Source organism: Pseudomonas sp. ok266 (assembly GCF_900110195.1).
GTDB classification, from domain to species: Bacteria; Pseudomonadota; Gammaproteobacteria; order Pseudomonadales; family Pseudomonadaceae; genus Aquipseudomonas; species Aquipseudomonas neuropathica.
Genome location: NZ_FOCU01000009.1, coordinates 235,965 through 260,321, shown reverse-complemented (window position 1 = coordinate 260,321; position 24,357 = coordinate 235,965). Strand labels below are relative to the sequence as shown.

Below are 24,357 nucleotides of genomic sequence, written 5' to 3'. Positions count from 1 at the left end.
TTGTGAGACGTAAACTTTTGCTGCTGCTGGAAACCGGACTGGTTCTGGCAGGGCTGTTGATGGGCGCCAGCGCCTGGAAGATTCACTCCGCGCTGGAACAGCCTCTGAACATCACGCAGGAAGAACTGCTGGATGTGCCGAAAGGCTCCACTCCGACCCGTACGTTCCTTTCCCTCGAAACCGATGGCGTCATCAAGGACGCATTCTGGTTGCGAGTCTATTGGCGCTTCAATCTCGCCGGTACACCGATCCATAGCGGCGAATACCGTATGCAGCCGGGCATGACCGTCAACGGTCTGATCGACTTGTGGAAGCGCGGTGAAGTGGTCCAGTACAGCCTGACGCTGGTCGAGGGCTGGAATTTCCATCAAGTGCGCGCGGCGTTGGCCAAAGACGACAAGGTCGAGCAGACCCTCAACGGTTTGAGCGACAGCGACGTCATGGCGAAGATTGGTCATAAAGGGTTGTTCCCTGAGGGCCGTTTCTTCCCGGACACTTACCGCTTTGTGCGCGGCATGTCCGATGCCGAACTGCTGAAGAAAGCCTTTGATCGCCTCGATGAAGTGCTGGCGAAAGAGTGGGAAAGTCGTTCTGCCGATGTGCCGTATACCGAACCCTATCAAGCGCTGATCATGGCGTCGCTGGTCGAAAAGGAAACCGGTGTACCGCAGGAGCGTGGGCAGATTGCCGGTGTCTTCGTGCGTCGCATGGCGCTGGGCATGCAACTGCAAACTGACCCGACCGTCATCTATGGTCTGGGCGATCGCTACACCGGCAAGCTGACTCGGGCGCATTTGAAAGAGCCGACGCCTTACAACACCTACGTAATTCCCGGCCTGCCACCGACTCCGATTGCGATGGTCGGGCGTGAAGCGATTCACGCGGCACTGAATCCTGTGGACGGCACCAGTCTGTACTTCGTTGCACGTGGCGATGGCAGCCATGTCTTCTCTGATGATCTGGATGCGCACAATAATGCGGTGCGTGAGTACCAGCTCAAACGCCGTGCCGATTACCGTTCCAGCCCTGCGCCGGCGACAACGCCTGAAACCGCTCCCGCTGCTGAAGAGGCGATTCCTGCCGCCTCTCCGGATACCGCCCCGGAAGCGTTGCCGCAAGTTACGCCTCAGGAGCCTGCGCCGGCTCCAGAAGCCGCCGCCCCACAAAACACGCAATGACTTTGATTAAGGACTGCCTGTGACTGGCTTGTTTATTACCCTGGAAGGCCCGGAAGGCGCCGGCAAAAGCACTAACCGCGAATACCTTGCCGAGCGCCTGCGCGCCGCCGGTATCGAAGTGGTGCTGACCCGCGAGCCGGGTGGCACGCCATTGGCCGAGCGGATTCGCGAAGTGCTGCTGGCGCCGGCCGACGAGGTCATGAACCCGGACGCCGAGTTGTTGCTGGTATTCGCCGCGCGCGCTCAGCACCTGGCTGAAGTGATTCGACCGGCGCTGGCCCGGGGGGCGGTAGTGCTGTGTGATCGTTTCACCGACTCGACTTACGCCTATCAGGGCGGCGGTCGCGGTTTGTCGCTGGAGCGCATCGCCACACTGGAAACTTTCGTGCAGGGCGACCTGCGTCCGGATCTGACGCTGATTTTCGATCTGCCGGTAGAAATCGGCCTGGCCCGCGCCAGTGCCCGTGGCCGTCTGGATCGTTTCGAACTGGAAGGCCGGGCGTTTTTCGAGGCTGTACGCAATGCGTTTCTGAAGCGCGCCGAAGCCGATCCCGCGCGCTATGTGCGCATCGATGCCGGTCAGCCATTGGCCAAGGTTCAACAATCGCTGGATACCCTGATTCCGAATTTGCTGGAGCTGGCCCGTGGCTGAGGCCTATCCATGGCAGGACAGCCTCTGGCAGCAACTGGCCGGGCGTAAACAGCACGCCCACGCCTATCTGCTGCATGGCCCGGCCGGCATCGGCAAACGTGCGCTGGCCGAACGCTTGATGGCCAGCCTGTTGTGCCAGCGGCCGACGCCGGAAGCTTGCGGCGAGTGCAAATCCTGCCTGCTGCTCAAGGCCGGCAGTCACCCCGATAATTACATTCTCGAACCGGAAGAAGCCGATAAGGCGATCAAGGTCGATCAGGTCCGCGATCTGGTCAGCTTCGTGGTGCAGACCGCGCAACTGGGCGGGCGCAAAGTGGTGCTGATCGAGCCGGTCGAGTCGATGAACATCAATGCCGCCAACGCCTTGCTCAAGAGCCTTGAAGAGCCTTCCGGCGATACCGTTTTGCTGTTGGTCAGCCACCAGACCAGTCGCTTGCTGCCAACGATCAAGAGCCGTTGCGTGCAGCAGGCCTGTCCGCTGCCGGGCGAGGCGATGAGCCTGCAATGGCTGGCTCAGGCGCTGCCGGACTGCTCCGAAGACGAACGTGTCGAACTGCTGACGCTGGCCGCCGGCTCACCGTTGATGGCGGTCAGTCTGCAGTCTCAGGGCGTGCGCGAGCAGCGCGCGCAAGTGGTCGAAGGCGTGAAGAAGTTGCTCAAGCAGCAGCAATCGCCGACGCAACTGGCTGAGGAGTGGAAAAGCATTCCGATGCTGCGTCTGTTTGACTGGTTCTGCGATTGGTCGAGCCTGATCCTGCGTTATCAATTGACTCAGGATGAAGCAGGGCTCGGTCTGACCGACATGCGCAAAGTCGTGCAATACCTGGCGCAGAAAAGTGCGCAAGGCAAAGTCCTCGAGATTCAGGACTGGATTCTCGCCCAGCGCCAGAAAGTCATGAGCAAAGCCAACCTCAATCCGGCCTTGCTGCTGGAAGCGTTGTTGGTGCAATGGGGGGGATTGCCTGGTCAAAGATAAGAATGTGTACCTAGACTCTGAGCATCAGCAGTGGAGGTCAACATGAATGAATCCGTCAGCCCCGGGCCGCGCAACGGCATTTTGTCCCTGAACATCAAGGACAAGTCGGTGCTCTACGCCGCTTATATGCCGTTTATCAAGAACGGTGGCTTGTTCATCCCGACCAACAAGAGTTACCGCTTGGGCGATGAGGTGTTCATGCTGCTCAACCTGATGGACGAGGCCGAGAAGATCCCGGTGGCCGGCAAGGTCGCGTGGATCACCCCCAAAGGGGCGCAAGGCAATCGCGCTGCCGGTGTTGGCGTACAGTTCAACGATGGCGACAACACGGCGCGCAGTCGCATCGAAACCCATCTGGCCGGAGCGCTTAAATCCGACCGTCCCACTCATACGATGTAAGTAGCCGTCTTTTTATGCTTGTAGATTCCCATTGTCACCTTGATCGCCTCGACCTCGCCGCCCATGACGGCTCGCTGGATGCTGCACTGGATGCGGCCCGTGAGCGCGGAGTAGGGCACTTCTTGTGCATCGGCGTGAGTGCCGATAACGCCGCCGACGTCAAAGCCCTGGCTGAGCGTTATGACGATGTCGATTGTTCGGTCGGCGTGCATCCGCTCGATGTACAACCCGGTGCGGCGCCAGCGCTGGACTGGCTGTTGCACGAACTCAATCACCCGAAAGTCGTGGCGATCGGTGAGACCGGCCTCGATTATCACTACGAACCGGAAGCCGCCGAACTGCAGCAGGAGTCGTTCCGTCTGCACCTGCAAGCGGCGCAGCAGACCGGCAAACCGGTGATCATCCACACCCGTGGCGCGCGTGCCGATACCCTTGAATTGCTGCGCGAAGCGGCGTTGCCTCAGGCCGGTGTGCTGCATTGCTTCACCGAAGACTGGGGCATGGCCAAGGCTGCACTTGACATGGGTTATTACATTTCCCTGTCGGGTATTGTCACGTTCCGCAATGCTGATGCGTTGCGCGACGTCGCGAGCAAGGTCCCGGCGGATCGCTTGCTGGTGGAAACCGATTCACCGTATCTGGCACCGATCCCTTATCGCGGCAAGCCGAACCTGCCGCAGTACGTGCGTGAAGTGGCGGAGTTTCTGGCGATGTTGCGTGGGGAAAACTACGAGCGTTTTGCTGAGCAGACAACCGAGAACTTCAAGCGTCTGTTCCCGCTGGCCTGTGTTAAATCTGCCCTGTAGGCCTTAGCCAAATCGCAGGCAAAAAAAACCCGGGTTCTGGGGGGTGAATCCGGGTTAAGACCATTAGGAGTAAAACAAAGGCACGCGGTCCCTTGGTACCTTTACCGGCACGACACTTGGGGGAGATGTCGCCCGACAGTTCAAGTATTGATCAGTCTGGCGTGCAGTCCAGTTAGCCGGTCGGGGTTTTTAAACAAATTTGGAATACGTTCGCTTCAGTTGAGTTCTCATTGCGCCCAAAACGTTCTCAAAATGAACATGAAACACAGATATGGTCGGATGATCCGTGCATTTTTGCGCAAGTTAGGCATAATACGCGGCTTCGAATTTTGACCCTTCAGACCTTTTCTTATGCACAAAGAACCTCGTAAGGTCCGTGAGTTTCGTCGCCGCGAGCAAGAAATTCTCGATACCGCGCTCAAGCTGTTCCTCGACCAAGGTGAAGACAGTGTCACCGTCGAGATGATTGCTGATGCCGTGGGTATCGGCAAAGGCACGATCTACAAGCACTTCAAATCCAAGGCCGAGATCTATCTGCGCCTCATGCTCGATTACGAGCGTGATTTGAACGAGCTGCTGCATTCGGCCGATGTCGACAAGGACAAGGAAGCGCTGTCCCGCGCCTACTTCGAATTCCGCATGCGCGACCCGCAGCGTTATCGCCTGTTCGACCGTCTCGAAGAGAAGGTCGTCAAAGGCAATCAGGTGCCGGAAATGGTCGAGGAGCTGCACAAGATCCGTGCCTCGAACTTCGAACGCCTGACCCTGCTGATCAAGGGCCGTATCAGCGAAGGCAAGCTCGAAGACGTGCCGCCATACTTCCACTACTGCGCCTCCTGGGCGCTGGTGCACGGCGCTGTGGCGCTGTATCACTCGCCGTTCTGGAGCAATGTGCTGGAAGATCAGGAAGGTTTCTTCCAGTTCCTGATGGACATTGGCGTGCGCATGGGCAACAAACGCAAGCGTGACCCGGAAACGCCAAGCAGCTGAGCCATTCAGCCGCCTTATTGCGCCATGAATTCGCTACATGACGCAGTAACGCAGGAATATACTCAGGCATAGGGCTTGCTAAAACTTGATTTGTGAGTCAAGTTTTAGCGGCTCGATTTTCTATCGCCGGAGTGATCATGATCGTTGACCGTCAAGGCAGGCGTTTTCGCAATTTGCGGATCAGTCTGACTTCAGCCTGCAATTACGCGTGTACCTACTGCGTGCCCAACGGCAAGCGGCTGGTGGCTGCGCAGGATGAACTGTCGGCCGAAGCCATGGCGCGTGGCGTGGCGTATCTGATCGAGGCCGCCGGCATCGAGCGGCTGCGAATTACCGGTGGCGAGCCGCTGGTCAGCCCCAAACTCGAAACGTTCATGACCGCTGTCGGCAAGATGGGCCTTGAAGACATCAGCCTGACCACCAACGGTCAACTCCTTGCAAAAAAACTGCCGCTGCTGGTGGATGCCGGTCTGCGCCGGATCAACGTGTCCCTCGATACCCTCGACGCCGGTGCTTTCCGCAGCATCGCCCGTGGCGGCGATCTGGCCACCGTGCTCGACGGCATGGATCAAGCGGCAGCGGCGGGGATGAAGATCAAGGTCAACATGGTGCCGTTGCGTGGGCAGAACCTCGACCAGGTGATGCCGCTGCTGGATTACTGCCTGGAGCGCGGATACGAACTGCGCTTTATCGAGCTGATGCGCATGGGCCATCTGGCCAAGGACTCCAATGCGTTCCTGCAACAGTTCGTCAGCCTGCAGCAATTGCTGCAGCTGATTGGCGAACGTTACGAGTACGCGCAAACCGACGCGCCAGTGGACGCTACGGCGGTGCGCTATGCGATTCCTGGCCTGGGCAACTTTGGCGTGATCGCCAACGAAAGCGTGCCGTTCTGCCGGACCTGCTCGCGCTTGCGCCTGTCGTCGACCGGTTGGCTACATGGTTGCCTGTCGTCGAGCAACCGTCACTATGTCGGCGATTTGCTCGATAAGCCGCGTCATCAGGCCTTGCCAGCGCTCCAGCGTTTGCTGGTCAAAGCGTTGGGCGACAAGCAGGAAGTGGCGTTCTCCGGCGGCGCAACGATCATGAAGATTATCGGCGGCTGACATCCCCCTATTCGCGAGCAGGCTCGCTCCCACCTTGGAATGCATTCCACTGGTGGGAGCGAGCTTGCTCGCGAATACGATTTATCAATCAACGAAGAACCAGAGCTGGCGCAAAAGCTGCATCCTACGGCCATTCGCCGGTTTTCCGTCACCGGCCTCTGGAGGAATAGGATGCGTAGCCTGGTTTTGCTGCTGGCCGTTTTGGCGCTTGGCGGCTGTATGACTGTCAGCGATATGGCCGAAGGCACTCGCTACCAGATGAGCGACGCGGGCTTGCTGGATCATAGCGACAGCCGTCGCGTGAACAACTTCCGCATTCAGCCGGACTCGTTCATCTACATCGCCCAAGGCGCGTTCGCACCGCCGGGCGGTTCCTACCCGCGTCCGAACGTGGTGGCCGAAGAAGCCTTCAAGGGCTTCGTCGAGTACTTCCCGATGGTCCGCCGTGCTCGCGCGCCGGAAGGCCTCGATCAGGCGATGGGCGAAGCTCGCGATGCTGGTGCGCACTATCTGCTGTACACGCGTTTCGCCAAGGCTGACGATCGCATCGGCAACTCCGATGAGTGGCTCGATGAAGAAGCGGTTGATCGCCTCGGCATCGACGGCGGTGTGATTCAGATCATGTTGATCGAGACCAGCACCCAGTATTTGATTGATACTGCACGCATCAAGAGTCGTGGCGGTTTACTGACGTTCCACGACAACAAACCCGAAGACCTGATCGGCCCGCCGCTGGCCCAGTACGCGCGCAGCCTGTTGGGAGTCGGCGACCAATAATTCAAGGAGAACGCCATGAGTGGCCCGCAAAAAGCCAATGACCTGTTGGGACAGATCCCCAAAACCAAAGGCTTGCCGCCGGTGCACTTGTGGAATCCGGACTTCTGCGGCGACATCGACATGCGCATCGCCCGCGACGGCACCTGGTATTACCTGGGCACGCCGATCGGGCGCAAGCCGATGGTCAAATTGTTCTCCACGATCATGCGCCGCGACGGCGATGATTATTTCCTGATTACCCCGGTCGAGAAGGTCGGGGTCAAGGTCGACGATGCGCCGTTTGTGGCGATTGCGGTCGAGGTTGAAGGCGAAGGGGAGGCGCAGCTGTTGCGCTTTACCACTAACGTTGAGGAAACCACCGAGGCCGGGCCGGCGCATCCGATCCGGGTTGAGATTGATCCCGTGACCCAGGAGCCGGCGCCTTACGTGCATGTGCGCACCAACCTTGAAGCGCTGATTCACCGCAATGTGTTCTATCAACTGGTGGAGCTGGCGGTCAGTCTCGAAATCGATGGCCAGCGCTGGCTCGGTGTGTGGAGCGGCGGCGAGTTCTTCCGCGTCGGCCTGGAACCCTGAGCAATACAAATCCCGAACTGTGGGAGCGAGCTTGCTCGCGAAAGCGGTGTATCAGTCAGCCTGGGTATTGACTGACCTACCGCCTTCGCGAGCAGGCTCGCTCCCACATTTGGTTTTGTGGGTTGCCTGAAAAATCCTGATTGACTGTTAATCATATGATGATTAGCGTGTTCACCTATCGCGATCCGCTTTGAGGTGTTCATGTCCAGCAGCTTTCATTCGTCGACCGTTGACTGGCTTGGCAGCTGGATTGCCGCTGGCCAGGTCAAGCCGGGGCAGACCATCAAGGTTGAGGCCGATCTGGGTGAACAGCTCGGCGTCAGTCGCACGGTCATTCGCGAAGCAATCAAAACCCTCGTCGCCAAAGGCATGCTCGAAGTCGGGCCGAAAGTCGGCACCCGCGTGCTGCCGGTGCGGCGCTGGAACCTGTTCGATCCGCAAGTGGTCGGTTGGCTGTCGCGCAACGGTCTGCCGGAAAATTTCGTCGATGACTTGCTCGACCTGCGCCGTACCATCGAACCTATGGCCGTGCGCTGGGCGTGTGAGCGGGCGACGCTGGACCAGATCGAAGCGGTGCAACTGGCTTACAACGCCCTCGAGCGCGCGGTCGACAGCGGCACCGATTACAACCGCGCCGACCAGTTCTTCCACGAATGCATCCTCGCGGCCAGCCACAATCAATTCATTGAACAAATGGTTCCGGCCCTCGGCGCATTGCTGGCGGTGTCGTTCGAAGTGTCTGCTGCCGATCCGGATGAACTGCGCCGCACCTTGCCGATCCACAAGGACATGGCCGACGCCATCGCCGCCCGGGATTCCGCGCGGGGCGTGTGGGCGTGCATGACACTGATCGACAATGCGGACCTGGCGATCAAACGCTTCTACCCGAAAGTCATGGCCGACAAAAAAGCCGGCTAACACCCAGATCCCCTGTAGGAGTGAGCCTGCTCGCGATAGCGGTCTATCAGCCGCATTGAAGTCAACTGACACTACGCCATCGCGAGCAGGCTCACTCCTACAGAAAATCACAAGAACAATGGAGACCGTTATATGCCGTGGACCGCCTTGACCCAACACCGCGCCCGACTCGGTGAAGGCCCGTTCTGGGACGCACCGACGCAGGCGTTGTACTGGGTGGACATCGCCGGCAAACAGGCCCTGCGCCTGATCGGCCAGAACGTGCAGATCTGGCAGATGCCCGAACACGTTTCCGCCTTCATCCCCTGCGCCAGCGGCGATGCACTGGTGACCCTGAGCAGCGGCGTCTATCGCCTCGACCTCGATTCCCCGGGCCTAGAACCACGCCTGACACTGTTCTGCGTCGCCGACCCGCAACCGGGCAATCGCCCCAACGAAGCGCGTTGCGATGCTCAGGGGCGACTGTGGCTCGGCACCATGCAAAACAACATCGGCGAGCAGGGCGAAGATCTGCCGATCACCCAGCGCTGCGGTGGCCTGTTCCGCATTGATCCGGATAAACGGGTCACGCCATTGCTGCGCGGCCTGGGCATTCCCAATACGTTGCTGTGGAGCGACGACGGCACCACAGTCCTGTTCGGTGACAGTCTCGAGGACACGCTGTATCGCTATTTTATTCACGCCGACGGCAACCTTGATGTGGCCACTCCCTGGTACGGCCCTGATCAGAACGGTGGCCCGGACGGTTCAGCAATGGATGCCGAAGGCTACGTGTGGAATGCCCGCTGGGACGGTAGCTGCCTGCTGCGCCTGACGCCTGACGGCAAGGTCGACCGCAGGATTGATCTGCCAGTCAGCCGCCCGACCAGTTGTGTGTTCGGCGGTGAAGACCTGAAAACCCTGTACATCACCAGTGCCAAGAGTCCGCACAACCATCCGCTGGATGGCGCGGTGCTGTCGATGCGCGTGGATGTCGCAGGAAAACTCTGTACACGGTTTGCCAGTTAAATCCCAAAATATGGGATGCAAAATTATATATTGAGATTATTCGGCAGTCGGGTTTATAGTCGGCTCCAGCAGTAACACGCACTCACACTTAAAAAAACAAAACAGGTGAAGTGATGCAGCGAATGTCTATCGCACTCCCGTGTGGAGTCCGCGTCTCGCAACGGCCCCAAGCTGTCGCGTGCGCTTGCCTGTTTCGTTCCAACCGCCTTCCAGACCGGACATCGGCAGATGCCCGGTTTTTTTGTGCTTGCGAAACAGGAGTCCTGATCCATGGCTGAACCTCTTTCCCTGCCGTCGGTGCCCGCACCGCCGAAGGGCGAGCGTCTGAAAAACAAGGTCGTGCTGCTGACCGGGGCCGCGCAAGGCATCGGCGAAGCCATTGTTGCGGCGTTCGCCTCGCAGCAAGCGAAACTGGTGATCAGTGATATTCAGGCGGAAAAAGTCGAGACGGTTGCCGTGCACTGGCGTGAGCAAGGTTACGACGTGCAAGCGCTGAAGGCGGATGTCTCGCATCAGCCCGACCTGCATGCCATGGCCAAACGCGCCGTTGAGCTGCACGGGCGCATCGATGTGCTGGTCAACTGCGCCGGGGTCAACGTGTTCCGTGATCCGCTGGCCATGACCGAAGAAGACTGGCGTCGCTGCTTCGCCATTGATTTGGACGGCGCCTGGTTTGGTTGCAAGGCAGTGCTGCCGCAGATGATCGAGCAGGGCGTCGGCAGCATCATCAATATCGCCTCGACCCATTCCAGCCACATCATTCCCGGTTGCTTTCCGTACCCGGTGGCCAAGCACGGTTTGCTCGGCCTGACCCGCGCGCTCGGCATCGAATACGCGGCGAAAGGTATTCGCGTCAACGCCATCGCCCCGGGCTATATCGAAACGCAACTGAACGTCGATTACTGGAACGGTTTCGCCGACCCGCACGCCGAGCGTCAGCGCGCCTTCGATCTGCACCCGCCGAAACGCATCGGTCAGCCGCTCGAAGTGGCAATGACGGCGGTGTTTCTGGCCAGTGATGAAGCGCCGTTCATCAATGCTTCATGCATCACCATCGATGGTGGTCGCTCGGTGATGTACCACGACTGAGCACAGTGGCTTTCACGCGGATAAATCCGTGTGAAATCCAATCATCATACGATATGACTATTTTCAACAGGCATTGCAGGAACACGCTTTAACGCTTTTCAAATATTGCTCAAAAAAATAACAAGGAGTCAGCTTATGAAACGTCGTTTCGGGATTCGTACCCTGTGCAGTACCGCCCTGGCGGTCACCGCGTTCAGCCTGAGCAGTGCGCTGCTCGCTGCCGACACCGTGAAAATCGGTTTTCTGGTCAAGCAGGCGGAAGAACCGTGGTTCCAGACCGAGTGGGCCTTCGCCGAGAAAGCCGCCAAGGACAAGGGCTTTGAACTGATCAAGATTGCCGTGCCGGACGGTGAGAAAACCCTCTCGGCGATCGACAGTCTTGCTGCCAACGGTGCCAAGGGCTTCGTGATTTGCCCGCCGGACGTCTCGCTCGGCCCGGCAATCATGGCCAAGGCCAAACTCAACGACCTGAAAGTGATTGCCGTCGATGACCGTTTCGTCGACGCCAACGGCAAGTTCATGGAAGACGTGCCGTACCTCGGCATGGCCGCGTTTGAAGTTGGCCAGAAGCAGGGCAACGCCATGGTCGCCGAAGCGAAGAAACGTAACTGGGACTGGAAAGACACTTACGCGGTGGTCAACACCTACAACGAACTCGACACCGGCAAGAAGCGCACCGACGGTTCGGTGAAATCCCTCGAGGACGCCGGGATGCCGAAGGATCACATTCTGTTTGCCGCGCTGAAAACCCTCGACGTGCCGGGCAGCATGGACGCCACCAACTCGGCGCTGGTGAAACTGCCGAGCGCGGCGAAAAACCTGATCATCGGCGGCATGAACGACAACACCGTGCTCGGCGGCGTACGCGCCACCGAAGCCGCCGGTTTTGCCGCGGCCAACGTGATCGGCATCGGCATCAACGGCACCGACGCCATCGGCGAACTGAAAAAGCCTAACAGCGGCTTCTTTGGCTCAATGCTGCCAAGCCCGCACATCGAAGGCTACAAGACTGCCGAGATGATGTACGAGTGGGTCACCACCGGCAAAGAACCGCCGAAGTACACCGCGATGGACGACGTCACCCTGATCACCCGCGAGAACTTCAAGCAAGAGCTGGAAAAAATCGGCCTGTGGAACTGACGCAGTGACGGCCCGGGCAGCCGGGCCGTTTTTCGGTGTGAAGAGGTGGCTTTATGCACGCGCAAGTACAAACACAAGAACAACACGGTGCCAGCGGCAGCCTGCGCTTCAACGGGATCGGCAAAACCTTTCCCGGGGTGAAAGCGCTGGACGCCATCAGCTTTGTCGCCCATCCCGGCCAGGTTCACGCCTTGATGGGCGAGAACGGCGCTGGCAAATCGACCCTGCTGAAAATCCTCGGCGGTGCTTACATCCCGAGCAGCGGCGAGTTGCAGATCGGCGAGCAGACCATGGCGTTCAAGTCGACCGCTGACAGCATCGGCAGCGGCGTCGCGGTGATTCACCAGGAGTTGCATCTGGTGCCGGAAATGACCGTCGCCGAAAACCTGTTTCTCGGCCATCTGCCGGCCAGTTTCGGTTTGATCAATCGCGGTGTCCTGCGTCAGCAAGCGTTGAACTGCCTCAAAGGCCTGGCCGACGAAATCGATCCGCAGACCAAGGTCGGGCGCTTGTCCCTCGGCCAGCGGCAACTGGTGGAAATCGCCAAGGCGCTGTCGCGCGGTGCCCACGTCATCGCTTTCGACGAGCCGACCAGCAGCCTTTCGGCCCGCGAGATCGACCGCTTGATGGCAATCATCGGCCGCTTGCGTGACGAGGGCAAAGTCGTGCTCTACGTTTCCCACCGCATGGAAGAAGTGTTCCGCATCTGTGACGCCGTGACGGTGTTCAAGGACGGTCGCTACGTGCGCACATTCGACGACATGAGCCAGTTGACCCACGATCAACTGGTGACCTGCATGGTCGGTCGCGACATTCAGGACATCTACGATTATCGCCATCGACCACGCGGTGCCGTCGCGCTGAAGGTTGATGGTTTGCTCGGCCCGGGTCTGCGCGAGCCGATCAGTTTCGAAGCGCACAAAGGTGAAATCCTTGGCCTGTTCGGATTGGTCGGGGCAGGGCGCACCGAGCTGTTTCGCCTGCTCAGCGGGCTGGAACGCAACACCGCCGGACGCCTCGAATTGCGCGGTCACGAACTGAAACTGCGCTCACCGCGCGACGCGATTGCTGCGGGCATTCTGCTCTGCCCGGAAGATCGCAAGAAGGAAGGCATCATCCCGCTGGCCAGCGTCGCCGAAAACATCAACATCAGCGCACGCGGCGCCCATTCGGGCCTCGGTTGCCTGATTCGCGGTCTGTGGGAAAAGGGCAACGCCGACAAACAGATCAAAGCGCTGAAAGTGAAAACCCCGCACGCCGGCCAGCAGATCAAATTCCTCTCCGGCGGCAATCAGCAGAAGGCCATTCTCGGTCGCTGGCTGTCGATGCCGATGAAGGTCCTGCTGCTCGACGAACCGACGCGCGGCATCGACATCGGTGCCAAAGCCGAGATTTACCAGATCATCCATAACCTCGCTGCTGAGGGTATTTCGGTGATCGTGGTGTCCAGCGACCTGATGGAAGTGATGGGCATTTCCGATCGCATTCTGGTGCTTTGCGAAGGCGCCTTGCGCGGCGAAATCAGCCGCGACCAGGCCAATGAATCCAACCTGCTGCAACTGGCTTTGCCGCGCCACCGCGCTGATGGCGTGGCGAACTGAGAGGTGACTATGATGACAACCCAAAACGAAACCCTGCCCAAAGAGCGCAAGCCGCTGGACATGCGGCGCTTCCTTGATGACTGGGTCATGTTGCTGGCGGCTGTGGGCATATTCGTTGCCTGCACGCTGCTGATCGACAACTTCCTCTCGCCGCTGAACATGCGTGGCCTGGGCCTGGCGATTTCCACCACCGGGATTGCCGCGTGCACGATGTTGTACTGCCTGGCGTCGGGGCATTTCGACCTGTCGGTGGGCTCGGTGATTGCCTGCGCCGGGGTGGTTGCGGCGGTGGTGATGCGCGACACCAATAGCGTGTTTCTCGGTGTCAGCGCGGCGCTGGTGATGGGCCTGATTGTCGGGTTGATCAACGGCATCGTGATTGCCAAGTTGCGCGTCAATGCGTTGATCACGACGTTGGCGACCATGCAGATCGTTCGCGGTCTGGCTTACATTTTTGCCAACGGCAAAGCAGTGGGCGTGTCGCAGGAATCGTTCTTCGTTTTCGGCAATGGCCAGTTGTTTGGCGTGCCGGTGCCGATTCTGATCACCATTGTTTGCTTTCTGTTTTTTGGTTGGCTGTTGAATTACACCACCTACGGGCGCAACACCATGGCCATCGGTGGCAACCAGGAAGCGGCGTTGCTCGCGGGTGTGAACGTTGACCGGACCAAGATCATTATCTTTGCCGTGCATGGTGTGATTGGTGCGTTGGCCGGGGTGATTCTGGCGTCGCGGATGACCTCGGGGCAGCCGATGATTGGTCAGGGATTTGAACTGACGGTGATCTCGGCCTGCGTGTTGGGCGGGGTGTCGTTGAGCGGTGGGATCGGCATGATTCGGCATGTGATTGCCGGGGTGTTGATTCTGGCGATCATTGAGAATGCGATGAACCTGAAGAACATCGACACGTTTTATCAGTATGTGATTCGTGGTTCGATCCTGCTGCTGGCCGTAGTGATTGACCGTCTGAAGCAACGCTGAGTCAAAGGCTACCCTCATCGGAACGCCGCCCGCCCAGCCCTCTCCCAGAGGGAGAGGGGAAAGGGAGCAGATCTCTTAGCTTTTCAAACCTGAGTTCGACTGGATATTTCAGGTCGATGTAATTGGAATAAACACCTCGATCAGTTCCCTCTCCCTCCGGGAGAGGGCTAGGGTGAGGGGCTTTTGATTCTCCCGCCTTTCGTCACTCTCCCCAAATATTCCTTGCCCGCCCGCACCCGTTTCGGGTATCAACTTGTACATGATTAGACAGGTACGATTTGACAAGAAACAACGGGTGGTCGACGAACTCGTCCGGCGCATCGAAAGCGGCCTCATGGAGGACGGCTTTCTGTTGCCCGGCGAACATCAGTTGGCTCAAGAATTCCAAGTCAGCCGAGGCACGCTGCGCGAAGCACTGGCCGAACTGAAACGGCGCAATTACATCGCCACGCAAAGCGGCGTCGGCTCCATCGTCACTTTCGACGGTGTCGCGCTCGACCAGCGCAGCGGCTGGGCGCAGGCGCTGGCCGACAGCGGCGCGCTGATCAACACCGAAGTGCTGCGTCTGGAAGCCGTGACCCGGCCCGATCTGCTCTCGCGGTTCGGCACTGACCAATTCATCACCCTCGACCGTCGCCGCCGCTCTAACGAAGGCACACTGGTCTCCCTCGAACGCTCTTTGATGCCGGCCACTGGCGGCCTGGAAAGCCTGCCGCGTGTCGGTCTGATCGACAATTCCCTGACCATCACCCTTGCCGCATACGGCTACATCGGCGAACGCGGTGATCAGTGGATCGGTGCCGAGCCGTTGAATGCCGAAGACGCCGAATTGCTCGGGCGCCCGGTCGGCACCGTTTTCCTCAAGGCGTTGCGTACCACCTATGATCGCCAGAACCGTTTCATGGAGTTGGTCGAAAGCCTGCTCGATCCGGTGCATTTCCGTTTGCACCTGCAATTTGGAGAATCGAAATGACCGCGCTCAACCGTGCCCTTGGTGCTTTCTATGGCCTGGCCCTCGGTGATGCACTGGGCATGCCGACGCAATCGCTGAACCGCGAAACGATCAAGACCCGCTTCGGCCAGATCACTGATCTGCAGGATGCCGGGCCACTGCAACCGATCGCCGCAAACTTGCCCAAAGGCTCGATCACCGACGACACTGAACAAGCCATTCTGGTCGGTGAGTTGCTGGTCGAAGGCAAAGGCCGCATCGAACCGGCGATCCTCGCGCAACGCTTGATCGAGTGGGAAGCCGAGATGCAGGCCAAGGGCTCGCAGGACTTGCTCGGGCCGTCGACCAAGCGCGCCATCGAAATGATCCTCGCCGGCCATTCGCCGGAAGAGGCCGGACGCTACGGCACCACCAACGGCGCGGCCATGCGCATTACGCCGGTAGGGATCGCGGCGGATGTTGCCGATCCTCAGCGGTTTATCGCAGCGGTGGTACAGGCCTGTCAGGTCACCCACAACACCACACTGGGGATTTCCAGTGCGGCGGCGGTGGCAGCGGTGGTATCTGCCGGCATCAATGGCATGGACCTGGGCGAGGCGTTGAACCTCGGCCAGCACATCGCTCAGCAAGCCGAGGCGCACGGGCACTGGGTGGCCGGTGGGCGCATTGGCTCGCGAATCAGTTGGGCGCGCACCATCAGTGTCGATAGCGACAAGGCTTTGCTGGCGGATCTGCTCTACGACGTGATCGGTACTTCGGTGGCGTCGCAGGAATCGGTGGTGGTCTCGTTTGCCCTGGCGCAGCAAGTGGCCGTCGGCGAGATGAGCGCGTTTGATGCGTTGTGCATGGCCGCCAGTCTTGGGGGTGACACTGACACCATCGCGGCGATTCTCGGCGCCATGCTCGGGGCCTGCCTGGGTCTTGAGAGCTGGCCAGTGCCGATGATCGACACGGTGAAGGCCGTCAATCATCTGGAGCTGGAGCCGTTGGTGCAGGGGCTGTTGGCCTTGCGCTAACCAGGTTAGCGCCTTCGCGAGCAGGCTCGCTCCCACAAGGATTACACGGTACCTGTGGGAGCGAGCCTGCTCGCGAAAGCCGCACCGCGAATTTCGAATTTTTAACCCGCAATGGATCGCGCAGACAGGCCGAGGACGGCCGCGATGTCTTGTCGTTTTGCATCATTGCCACAACCACAAAAAAGGCAAACAGGAGCACCTTCATGAGTTCATCAAACGCCGGGCAAAGCGCCGGGCAACTGGAAACCCGCGGCATCGAACCGGTGCCGGAAGCCGAGTGCAACGGCCATCCGCTGCAACTGTTCTGGGTCTGGTTCGCCGCCAACATTTCCATCCTCGGTCTGCCGCTGGGCGCCACGCTGGTGGCGTTTCGCGGGCTGGCGATCTGGCAGGCGATCATCGTCGCAATCATCGGTGCTGCCGGTTCATTCGCGGTGGTCGGGATCATATCGATTGCCGGTCGCCGTGGCCGCGCGCCGAGCCTGACCTTGTCGCGGGCGATCTTCGGCGTGCGCGGCAATATCGGCCCGACGCTGGTCTCGCTGATGTCGCGCCTGGGTTGGGAAACCGTCAACACCACCACCGCTGCATTTGTGCTGTTGTCGCTGTGCTCGATCCTGTTCGGCTCGCCAGTGGAAGCGAAAAGTGCGCCGATACTGACGTTGATCTTTATCGCGATTTTCGTGCTGCTGACTCTGTCGGTATCCGGCCTCGGCCATGCGACCTTGCTGGTGATCCAGAAGTGGGCGACCTACGTGTTCGGCGCGCTGAATCTTCTGGTCGGCGGTTTCCTCTGCGCGACCATCGACTGGAGCGCGGTGTTCAACGCTACGCCAGCGCCGATGAGCGCAATGATCATCGGCATTGGCACCATGGCCGCCGGCACCGGCATCGGTTGGGCCAACGCTGGCGCCGACATGTCGCGCTATCAGCATCGCAGCGTCAAGGCTGTGCGACTGGTCGCGTCCGCCGCGTTCGGCGCGGGCATTCCGCTGGTGCTGCTGATCACCCTCGGCGGCTTGCTGTCGGTGGGCAACAACGACCTCGCTTCGGCGACTGACCCGATTGTTGCAATCCGCGACATGCTCCCAACGTGGATGGCCGTGCCGTACCTGATCACGGCGTTCGGTGGCTTGTTGCTGTCGAACAACCTGTCGGTGTACTCCGCCGGTCTGACCACGCTGACCCTCGGCCTGAAGGTCAAACGCGTCTACGCGGTGGTGGTCGATATCGTCGCGATCTTCGCCGGCTCAATCTACTTCATGCTGATCGCCGACAGCTTCTACGGCCCGTTCATTACCTTCATTTCCCTGCTGGCGGTGCCGATCACCGCGTGGGTCGGGATCTTCGTCGTTGACCTGATTCACCGTCATTACTACAGCCCGAAAGACCTGCTCGACGTCAGCCCGAGCAGTGCCTACTGGTATCACGGCGGTATCGAGTGGCGCGCGTTTGGCGCGTGGGCGATTGCCATCGTCCTTGGCTTCAGTTTCACCACCATTGGCACTACCGCCGAGAACGTCTGGTTCAAGGGCTTTTTGTCCGACTCGTGGCTGGGCCACAACGGCCTCGGCTGGATCGTGACCTTCGTGGTGGCTGGTGGCATTTACTTTGTCCTCGGCGGGGCGAAAGACCGCCGCGCCGCGCAAACCGAGAATGCTCATGCCTAAGATGTTGCACACCGGCCAAGTCATCATCGACCTGGTCATGGCCGTGGATAAGCTGCCGCAGGTTGGCGGCGACGTGCTGGCGCAGTCGGCGGGTTTCGAAGCGGGCGGCGGTTTCAATGTGATGGCGGCGGCCGTGCGCAATCGCCTGCCGGTGGTTTATCTCGGCCGCCATGGCAGCGGGCGTTTCGGTGATCTGGCGCGTGAAGCGATGAATGCCGAGGGGATTCACATCGGCATTCGCCAGCCTGCGCAGCGCGACACCGGGTTGTGTGTGGCGCTGACCGATGCGTCGGCGGAGCGCAGTTTCATTTCCTACATCGGCGCTGAAGGTGAGGTGACGGCGGAGGATCTGAACAGCGTTGCGGTCGAGGCGGGCGATTACGTTTATCTCAGTGGCTACAGCCTGTTGCACGAAGGCAAAGCGCAGGCGTTGCTCGACTGGACATTGGCGTTACCGGAGTCGATCAACGTAGTGTTCGATCCGGGCCCGTTGGTGGAATCGCCGGACTCGCCGCTGATGCAGGCGCTGCTGCCGCGCATTGATGTGTGGACCAGCAACAGTGTTGAAGCGCTGCGCTTTACCGGGGCTGAGGATATTGGGGGTGCGCTGGATCGTCTCGCTGAGCATCTGCCCAATGAAGTGCTGATCGTGGTCCGTGACGGGCCGCAAGGGTGCTGGATTCATCAGCGCGATGAGCGTCGGCATGTCCCGGGGTTTGCTGTGAAAGCGGTGGACAGCAATGGTGCCGGCGATGCCCATGCCGGCGTCTTTGTCGCGGGACTGGCGCAGGGTTTGACAGCGCATGAAGCAGCGCGACGGGCGAATGCGGCGGCAGCTTTGGCGGTGACGCGGTGGGGGCCGGCGACTTCGCCGGGTGCGACTGAAGTGGATGCGTTTATCCGCGAGTCCGGCGGCGCCTGATAGATAGCTTTCGCGAGCAAGCTCGCTCCCACAGGGGATTTATGTTCGCCTCAGATCCAATGTAGGAGCTGCCGAAGGCTGCGATCTTTTGATCTTATAAAAGCAAAGATCGCAGCCAACTGCATCTCCTGCATGATTAGCGATCACACGATCATATCGCTCAGCTATCCAGCTTGCGCGCTACCTCAACGCCAGCCGCACTGAGCTTGATCGGCAGGTTCAACGAATGTTCGCCAGCCTCGTTGCAGGTCACATGCCCGTGGTGAATCAGTCCACGATCCTGCAAAGCGGCGAGGGCGCTGGCCACTACCTTCTCGCCCCGGTAATTATCCAGCACCTCTTTTCCCAGACCACTCGGATGGGCGTGCAACAGACGGGTGAGGACTTCTTTTTCCAGGTTTTTATCGACGTTCATGGTTACCTCTTCATTGGGTTGAACAGGACGCTCGCGTCGGCGAACTACTGACCGGAGCCTTCGGAACCGGAGCCACCGGTGGTGGTTTTCGAGCCGACGCCGGGGCCCGCGTTGTCTGGCGTGGCGGGGGCGTCGGGGGTATTCATGCCGCCCTGCCGGCCCGGGTCACTGCCCTGGGTGCGCGGATCAGTACCGGTGGCGGGCGGCTGATTGATCAAGGGAACGCCCGAGCCATCGGTATTCATACCGGGAGCACTGTTGATGGCGGGGGCGCGTGGCGGAGTCGGATCGGTAGGGCCGGTGCCCGCAGCGGTGGCGGATGCGGCGAAAACCGCAGGGCAGAGCAGGGCGCTGAATACAAAAGCGGTCAACCTTGACGGGATCATAGGGCTTCTCCAGTGATTGGAATCCTTACCTGTCGTTGGTCTGCCCAGTGATCGGATTGGTGCCTGATCAGCGACGAACGGTCTAGGTTGCCTGCGCGGCTTTCAGACTGATCCGCCGCCAGAGCAAGCGGCCAAGGGTAATCAGCCAGTTGGCCAACGCGACGATCAAGACCGTCAAAAGCAGTGTGCTCATGCCGTGCTCAACGATGATTTTGCCGGCCAATAGCGGGAAACCAAACACGCCGATGAAGTACGAAAGACTGAACAGCAACAAGGCCTGCGATGTAGTACCGGCCGGTGCTTCGTTGGCCGCCAGGCCGTTGATCACCGAATAGGTCAGCCCATACCCGACGCCGAGCATCAACGCCGCCAGCAAATAGGTGAATCCACTGTGTACGCCGAAGGCGAACAGCACGATCGAGCCGAGCATCAGTCCCGACAACAGGCAAGAAGCGCGCAGCGGATCACGCTTGACCACATAGCCGGCGATCAGCATGCGGCTGCTGATTGCCGCACTCATGAACCCCAGAAAGAATAGCGAATAATCCAGCGATCGCGCAGCGGCGTAACTGGTCTGGAAACTCGACAGACCGCCAAATACGCAACCGCCGAGACCAACCATGATGATCGGAAACAGCGCACGCGAGCCGAGCACTTGAGTGGTCGCTTGCCAGGTGATTCTCGCCGCTGAAGCGGCTTGTGTGCTTTTCAATCGAGCCCCGAGCCGCCAGAACAGCAGCACACCGATCAGACTCGCCAGCGCTGCCAGATAGAACGCCGAGGTCAGCGACAGGCCCAACGCACTCGCCGCACGCCCGAGCAACGGGCCGCTGCCAATGCCGGTCATCATGCTGCCGGACAGCAAGGCGAAATATTTCGCCCGCTGCGCCGGAGTCACCAGACTGGCGACGATGATCGGCCCCAAGGTATAGAAAACGCCCCAGCCCAAACCCAGCAGCAAACCGAAAAACAGCAGCAGATGGCCGACCCCCGGCGTCATCGCAAAGCCCAGACTCGCCGCGACCAGCAACAACCCGAACACTGCAATCGAGCGCGCCGCCCCGAGCCAGTCCGACAGATGCCCGGACACCAGCACCGCCACAAACGTACTGAGCATCGCCGCCGAAATCACACTGCCGGCATCGTGCTCATTGCCGCCGCGAGAACTGATCAACAGTGACAATAAAAACGTCGAGCCGTACGAAAGCGACAACAGATAACTGGCGAGGCAGAACAGGCCGAACAACTTGCCTGAAACCTTGGGTGTTACTTGCGACATGACGTGAATCCTTAAGCGGAAAAATTCAGCGTCATCTGTTTAACACGTCAGGCAGGCGGCTTAGGTCTGAGCTTGGCGAAGTCAGGATCACTGCACGCCGGAGTAATGCTCAAGCGAGGCCGATCTCTTCCTTGAACTGCTCCATGAATCCCTTCAGGCGCAGATGACGGACCTGCGCAAGACGCTGGCCGGCGGTGGTCTGGAAACCGTCGGCGAGGTGCAGCAGTTTGGTCTGGAAATGATCGAGGCAAAAACGCGTGTCATCGTAATCGCGTTGTTTCGCTTCGGGATCCTGCGGGTCGTACAGCGCCGAGCCCATGCGTCCGGCGACGTAGAACGTGCGGGCGACGCCGAGCATGCCGAGTGAGTCGAGCCGATCGGCGTCCTGGACGATTTTCGCTTCGAGGGTGAGCGGGGTGATGTTGGCGGAGAAACTGTGGGCTTCGATGGCGTGGGCGACGGCGGCGATTTTTTCTTCGGACCAGTTCAGATCGGCCAGCACTGACGAAGCTTTATCTGCCGCCAGCCGCGAAGCCTGCGAACGCAGTGGCGAGTTCTTCTCGACGGCGACGCAATCGTGCAAGAGCACGGCGGCCAACAACACCTCAAGATCGCCGCCTTCTTCTGCTTGCAGCGTACGCACGTTATGCCAGACCCGCTGCAGGTGAGCGAGGTCGTGAGCGCCGTCGTCTGATGGCTCGAGGGCGTGGGGCAACAGGGCTACTGCGAGTGCCTCTACGGGGGTAAAAAACGCTGGGTTCATGAGCATCCTTTCAGATTGTCGAAGTCCCTGTGGGAGCGAGCTTGCTCGCGAAGGCGTCCTTACAGTCACTTGCATTGTTGAATGACAGAATGCTTTCGCGAGCAGGCTCGCTCCCACAGGGAACTGCAGTGTTTGCAACATTGCGCAGGGTAGTGTGTGTGTTTTGCCATGTGACGAGCGCCGCTCACCACCTTAGTATGGCGTTTTCCTTTTTCCGACAAGGCCCGTCCATGACGATCGAAATCCGCCCGGCGACCCCCAGCGATGCCCCGCAAATCCTCGCCTTCATCACTGAACTCGCCGATTTCGAAAAGGCCCGTCACGAAGTCATCGCCAGCGTTGCCGACATCGAACGCAGCCTGTTCAGCGAAGGCGCCACCGCCCACGGCCTGATCTGCCTACGCGACGGTTTGCCAATCGGTTTCGCGGTGTTCTTCTTCAGCTATTCGACCTGGCTCGGCAGCAACTGCCTGTACCTCGAAGACCTCTACATCACCCCCGAACAACGCGGCGGCGGTGCTGGCAAAACCTTGTTGCGTCACTTGGCGAAAATCGCCTGCGATAACGACTGCGGCCGCTTCGAATGGAGCGTGCTCGACTGGAACACGCCGGCCATCGAATTCTACAAATCCCTCGGCGCACAACCCCAGGAAGAGTGGGTGCGCTACCGCATGGATGGCCAGGTTCTGCGTGAGTTTGCCGAGGGCTGATCACAATGATGGCATTGCGGTACTAATTCGATTGTCGCCAACGCTCTAGTCCGGCATTCTACGCGCCATTTTTGCGCGCTCACGGACGACACCTGCAATGCCTCTGGCACAATTTCTCCACGCCCGTGGAGCCTTCGCTGCGTCAACGAGTGACCAGCGATGAGCGGACTACGGGCGACAATGCGTCTGTATGGCCTGGTGAAAAACTCAGGCTCAAGCGACAACCCCAAGCGGCAACCGGTCGACATTCTCTGCATGACAAACCGCACGGGCGGCAGCGCGATTCGTGCGTTCGTGTCACGCCTTGATGCCGAGTTGATGACGCGCAGTGCCGGGCTCGCCGATTACCGCGTGATACCGCTACGCACCTTCGATCCAACGGCGTTTATCGACGCCCATCAAGGTTGGCTGACGCTGCACATTTGTTGTGGTTTCGTCGCCCCTGCCGGGCATTCGCTGCTCAAGGACGGCGGGTTGATGCCGATGGGCTGGTACGTCTATTCCGAGATCGGCCAGTGGACGGCCCAGCATCATCTCGACCTCGGCGCACAAATGGCCGATTTGCTGCAATCGACTTACGAACGCAATCACCTGCGCAACTACAACGCCTGGCTCAACGAGCTGGATGACGCGACGCCTGCCGAGCTGGCATGGCATGTCGATCAAGCCTGGCAGCATCTGCAAATCGCTACATCCCCCGACAGCCGTGAACACTGCCACGCCCTGTTCGACCCCGTCGACAACCGCTGGCGCTTCGCCGCGACCGATGTCGATCTCCACCAGCCGCACCCGGAACCCCTGAAGCAAGGAGCTTTGAATTGAGTGGTAAACCCGCTGCACGCGTCACCGACCCGACCGCCTGCCCATTGCCAGGGCATGGCACCAACCCGATTGCCTCCGGCTCGCCGAACGTCTTCTTCGACGGCCTCGCGGCTGCGCGCATGACCGATAAATCGGCGTGTGGCAGCCCGATTACCGGCGCCGTTTCCGGCACCGTATTCATCAACGGCCTGAATGCTGCCACGCTCGATAGCACCGGAGGCCACGGCAATGTCGTGGTCGGTGGGTCGGGGACGGTGATTATTGGCCAGAGTGGCGGAGGGGCAGCGTTTAGTGGGCTGTTGCCGATGCCGGTGCATTTTACGGACAGGTTGCAAGTGGTGAATGAAGCAACTGGCGAGCCGGTGCCCGATCATCCCTATGTGATTCAACGGGGCGATGGCAGCATGGAACACGGAATCACCAATGAGCAGGGCTTTACTCATATGGTCAGCTCGCATTTGGCCGAAACAATCAAACTGTTTGTAGAGTGATCGAAATGGAAGTCGCAAACCCTGCACTCAAAGATTGCAAAAACGAGGTGGTGAGTCACGAGTTGACTTGCAAAACCGATCAGACTGTAAAAACCGTGGCAATCAAAATCAAAAAAATCGTCGTGTTTTTCATTGGCGGGGCTGGAGACAAGGAGCCGTATTATCAAGATCAACCACCTCACGGTAACGTAACCAGTGCGCAGGTTTTATTGCCTAAAAAATTCAGCGACGCGCAAATTGGAAAAATAAAGTCGGTGTACCTTAGTTATAAGGATGTGCGCGGCAAGAAAGACATAGAAAAGTATGTGCTGAGTTATCTGAAAGGTGATAAATCAATTTATATAAGTATCGTCGGTCACAGTCTGGGAGGATGGAACGGCGCTCATCTGACAGCCATACTCAAAGAACAGGGATTTACGGTGAAGTCCTTGGTCACGCTTGATCCTGTGGGCGGCGGACTGGGTGTCTGGCTGATTTCAGACATTTACGCCACCACCCCGAAGCCTGGTGCAGAGTACTGGATCAATATATTGGCTGCACCGGCGAAACCCAATCAGTCCGATGATGTCGCCGAGATGGGAGAACGCTGGGTTATGAGCTCGGGTCCTGATATCAATAAAGCGGTAGACACCAACCACGAAGATGCAGGCGTAATGTTCAAGGCGAGGATTCTTGGCGAACAGTCCGCATGTGATCTCATCGCTGAAAAAATGATCAAATACCTGGAGTCTTGA

At 59.4% G+C, this 24,357-nt stretch carries 27 protein-coding genes; 23 read left to right on the top strand and 4 right to left on the bottom strand.

Annotation, left to right across the window (positions count from 1 at the left end; genetic code table 11):
- Positions 1 to 2 precede the first annotated feature (2 nt).
- From mltG to BMY54_RS18625, 19 genes are all read left to right on the top strand, one after another.
- Positions 3 to 1,178: an endolytic transglycosylase MltG gene (gene mltG / locus BMY54_RS18715; protein ID WP_093435425.1), complete on the top strand. Its 1,176-nt coding sequence runs from the start codon at positions 3 to 5 to the stop codon at positions 1,176 to 1,178.
- 19 nt (positions 1,179 to 1,197) lie between these two features.
- Positions 1,198 to 1,830 (top strand): dTMP kinase, encoded by a 633-nt coding sequence (gene tmk / locus BMY54_RS18710; protein WP_093435422.1) that lies wholly within the window; start codon positions 1,198 to 1,200, stop codon positions 1,828 to 1,830.
- The gene (locus BMY54_RS18705; protein ID WP_093435419.1) at positions 1,823 to 2,806 is read left to right on the top strand and encodes a DNA polymerase III subunit delta'; all 984 of its coding nucleotides are present in this window, start codon (positions 1,823 to 1,825) and stop codon (positions 2,804 to 2,806) included. Before tmk ends, BMY54_RS18705 begins: the two co-directional genes overlap by 8 nt.
- 42 nt (positions 2,807 to 2,848) lie before the next feature.
- Positions 2,849 to 3,205: a PilZ domain-containing protein gene (locus tag BMY54_RS18700; protein ID WP_093435417.1), complete on the top strand. Its 357-nt coding sequence runs from the start codon at positions 2,849 to 2,851 to the stop codon at positions 3,203 to 3,205.
- Positions 3,206 to 3,219: 14 nt separating this feature from the next.
- Positions 3,220 to 4,011: a TatD family hydrolase gene (locus BMY54_RS18695; RefSeq protein WP_093435414.1), complete on the top strand. Its 792-nt coding sequence runs from the start codon at positions 3,220 to 3,222 to the stop codon at positions 4,009 to 4,011.
- 351 nt (positions 4,012 to 4,362) lie between these two features.
- Positions 4,363 to 5,001 carry a TetR/AcrR family transcriptional regulator gene (locus tag BMY54_RS18690; protein WP_007908276.1) on the top strand — a complete coding sequence of 213 codons (639 nt, stop codon included), beginning with the start codon at positions 4,363 to 4,365 and terminating at the stop codon, positions 4,999 to 5,001.
- A gap of 137 nt (positions 5,002 to 5,138) precedes the next feature.
- Positions 5,139 to 6,107 carry a GTP 3',8-cyclase MoaA gene (locus tag BMY54_RS18685; protein WP_093435412.1) on the top strand — a complete coding sequence of 323 codons (969 nt, stop codon included), beginning with the start codon at positions 5,139 to 5,141 and terminating at the stop codon, positions 6,105 to 6,107.
- A 171-nt stretch (positions 6,108 to 6,278) separates the two neighbouring features.
- Positions 6,279 to 6,884 (top strand): DUF4823 domain-containing protein, encoded by a 606-nt coding sequence (locus BMY54_RS18680; RefSeq protein WP_093435410.1) that lies wholly within the window; start codon positions 6,279 to 6,281, stop codon positions 6,882 to 6,884.
- 15 nt (positions 6,885 to 6,899) lie between these two features.
- Positions 6,900 to 7,460 carry a DUF1285 domain-containing protein gene (locus BMY54_RS18675; RefSeq protein WP_093435408.1) on the top strand — a complete coding sequence of 187 codons (561 nt, stop codon included), beginning with the start codon at positions 6,900 to 6,902 and terminating at the stop codon, positions 7,458 to 7,460.
- Positions 7,461 to 7,661: 201 nt separating this feature from the next.
- A complete protein-coding gene (locus BMY54_RS18670; RefSeq protein WP_093435405.1) occupies positions 7,662 to 8,378 on the top strand; it encodes a FadR/GntR family transcriptional regulator in 717 nt (238 codons plus the stop codon).
- A 132-nt stretch (positions 8,379 to 8,510) separates the two neighbouring features.
- On the top strand, positions 8,511 to 9,386 hold the full coding sequence (locus tag BMY54_RS18665) for an SMP-30/gluconolactonase/LRE family protein (protein ID WP_093435403.1): 876 nt from the start codon (positions 8,511 to 8,513) through the stop codon (positions 9,384 to 9,386).
- Between the two features lie 270 nt (positions 9,387 to 9,656).
- Positions 9,657 to 10,475: an SDR family oxidoreductase gene (locus BMY54_RS18660; RefSeq protein WP_093435401.1), complete on the top strand. Its 819-nt coding sequence runs from the start codon at positions 9,657 to 9,659 to the stop codon at positions 10,473 to 10,475.
- A 135-nt stretch (positions 10,476 to 10,610) separates the two neighbouring features.
- Positions 10,611 to 11,615 carry a substrate-binding domain-containing protein gene (locus BMY54_RS18655; protein ID WP_064120360.1) on the top strand — a complete coding sequence of 335 codons (1,005 nt, stop codon included), beginning with the start codon at positions 10,611 to 10,613 and terminating at the stop codon, positions 11,613 to 11,615.
- Between the two features lie 53 nt (positions 11,616 to 11,668).
- Entirely contained in the window at positions 11,669 to 13,216 is a 1,548-nt protein-coding gene (gene araG, locus BMY54_RS18650; RefSeq protein ID WP_093435398.1) for an L-arabinose ABC transporter ATP-binding protein AraG, read from the top strand.
- Positions 13,217 to 13,228: 12 nt separating this feature from the next.
- Positions 13,229 to 14,197, top strand: coding sequence for an L-arabinose ABC transporter permease AraH (gene araH / locus BMY54_RS18645; protein WP_026000669.1), 969 nt, complete (start codon positions 13,229 to 13,231; stop codon positions 14,195 to 14,197).
- Positions 14,198 to 14,456: 259 nt separating this feature from the next.
- On the top strand, positions 14,457 to 15,170 hold the full coding sequence (locus BMY54_RS18640) for a GntR family transcriptional regulator (protein WP_093435395.1): 714 nt from the start codon (positions 14,457 to 14,459) through the stop codon (positions 15,168 to 15,170).
- A complete protein-coding gene (locus BMY54_RS18635; RefSeq protein ID WP_093435393.1) occupies positions 15,167 to 16,165 on the top strand; it encodes an ADP-ribosylglycohydrolase family protein in 999 nt (332 codons plus the stop codon). The genes BMY54_RS18640 and BMY54_RS18635 overlap by 4 nt, the downstream gene beginning before the upstream one ends.
- 203 nt (positions 16,166 to 16,368) lie before the next feature.
- Entirely contained in the window at positions 16,369 to 17,835 is a 1,467-nt protein-coding gene (locus BMY54_RS18630; RefSeq protein WP_093435390.1) for a purine-cytosine permease family protein, read from the top strand.
- Entirely contained in the window at positions 17,828 to 18,757 is a 930-nt protein-coding gene (locus tag BMY54_RS18625) for a PfkB family carbohydrate kinase (RefSeq protein ID WP_093435388.1), read from the top strand. The genes BMY54_RS18630 and BMY54_RS18625 overlap by 8 nt, the downstream gene beginning before the upstream one ends.
- Positions 18,758 to 18,917: 160 nt before the next feature.
- On the opposite strand, the gene BMY54_RS18620 is transcribed toward BMY54_RS18625, so the two are convergent.
- From BMY54_RS18620 to BMY54_RS18605, 4 genes are all read right to left on the bottom strand, one after another.
- Positions 18,918 to 19,172, bottom strand: coding sequence for a hypothetical protein (locus BMY54_RS18620; protein WP_093435386.1), 255 nt, complete (start codon positions 19,170 to 19,172; stop codon positions 18,918 to 18,920).
- Positions 19,173 to 19,216: 44 nt separating this feature from the next.
- A complete protein-coding gene (locus BMY54_RS18615) occupies positions 19,217 to 19,558 on the bottom strand; it encodes a hypothetical protein (RefSeq protein ID WP_007908306.1) in 342 nt (113 codons plus the stop codon).
- Positions 19,559 to 19,640: 82 nt separating this feature from the next.
- Positions 19,641 to 20,837: an MFS transporter gene (locus BMY54_RS18610; RefSeq protein ID WP_093435384.1), complete on the bottom strand. Its 1,197-nt coding sequence runs from the start codon at positions 20,835 to 20,837 to the stop codon at positions 19,641 to 19,643.
- A gap of 109 nt (positions 20,838 to 20,946) precedes the next feature.
- Positions 20,947 to 21,600 (bottom strand): HD domain-containing protein, encoded by a 654-nt coding sequence (locus BMY54_RS18605; RefSeq protein WP_093435382.1) that lies wholly within the window; start codon positions 21,598 to 21,600, stop codon positions 20,947 to 20,949.
- A gap of 230 nt (positions 21,601 to 21,830) precedes the next feature.
- Between BMY54_RS18605 and BMY54_RS18600 the strand changes: the two genes are divergently transcribed.
- The 4 genes from BMY54_RS18600 to BMY54_RS18585 all read left to right on the top strand — a co-directional run bounded on the left by BMY54_RS18600 (position 21,831) and on the right by BMY54_RS18585 (position 24,357).
- The gene (locus BMY54_RS18600; protein WP_093435380.1) at positions 21,831 to 22,310 is read left to right on the top strand and encodes a GNAT family N-acetyltransferase; all 480 of its coding nucleotides are present in this window, start codon (positions 21,831 to 21,833) and stop codon (positions 22,308 to 22,310) included.
- Between the two features lie 159 nt (positions 22,311 to 22,469).
- Positions 22,470 to 23,132, top strand: coding sequence for a hypothetical protein (locus tag BMY54_RS18595; protein ID WP_093435377.1), 663 nt, complete (start codon positions 22,470 to 22,472; stop codon positions 23,130 to 23,132).
- The gene (locus tag BMY54_RS18590; RefSeq protein ID WP_093435374.1) at positions 23,129 to 23,623 is read left to right on the top strand and encodes a PAAR domain-containing protein; all 495 of its coding nucleotides are present in this window, start codon (positions 23,129 to 23,131) and stop codon (positions 23,621 to 23,623) included. The genes BMY54_RS18595 and BMY54_RS18590 overlap by 4 nt, the downstream gene beginning before the upstream one ends.
- Before the next feature lie 5 nt (positions 23,624 to 23,628).
- Positions 23,629 to 24,357: an alpha/beta hydrolase family protein gene (locus tag BMY54_RS18585; protein ID WP_093435371.1), complete on the top strand. Its 729-nt coding sequence runs from the start codon at positions 23,629 to 23,631 to the stop codon at positions 24,355 to 24,357.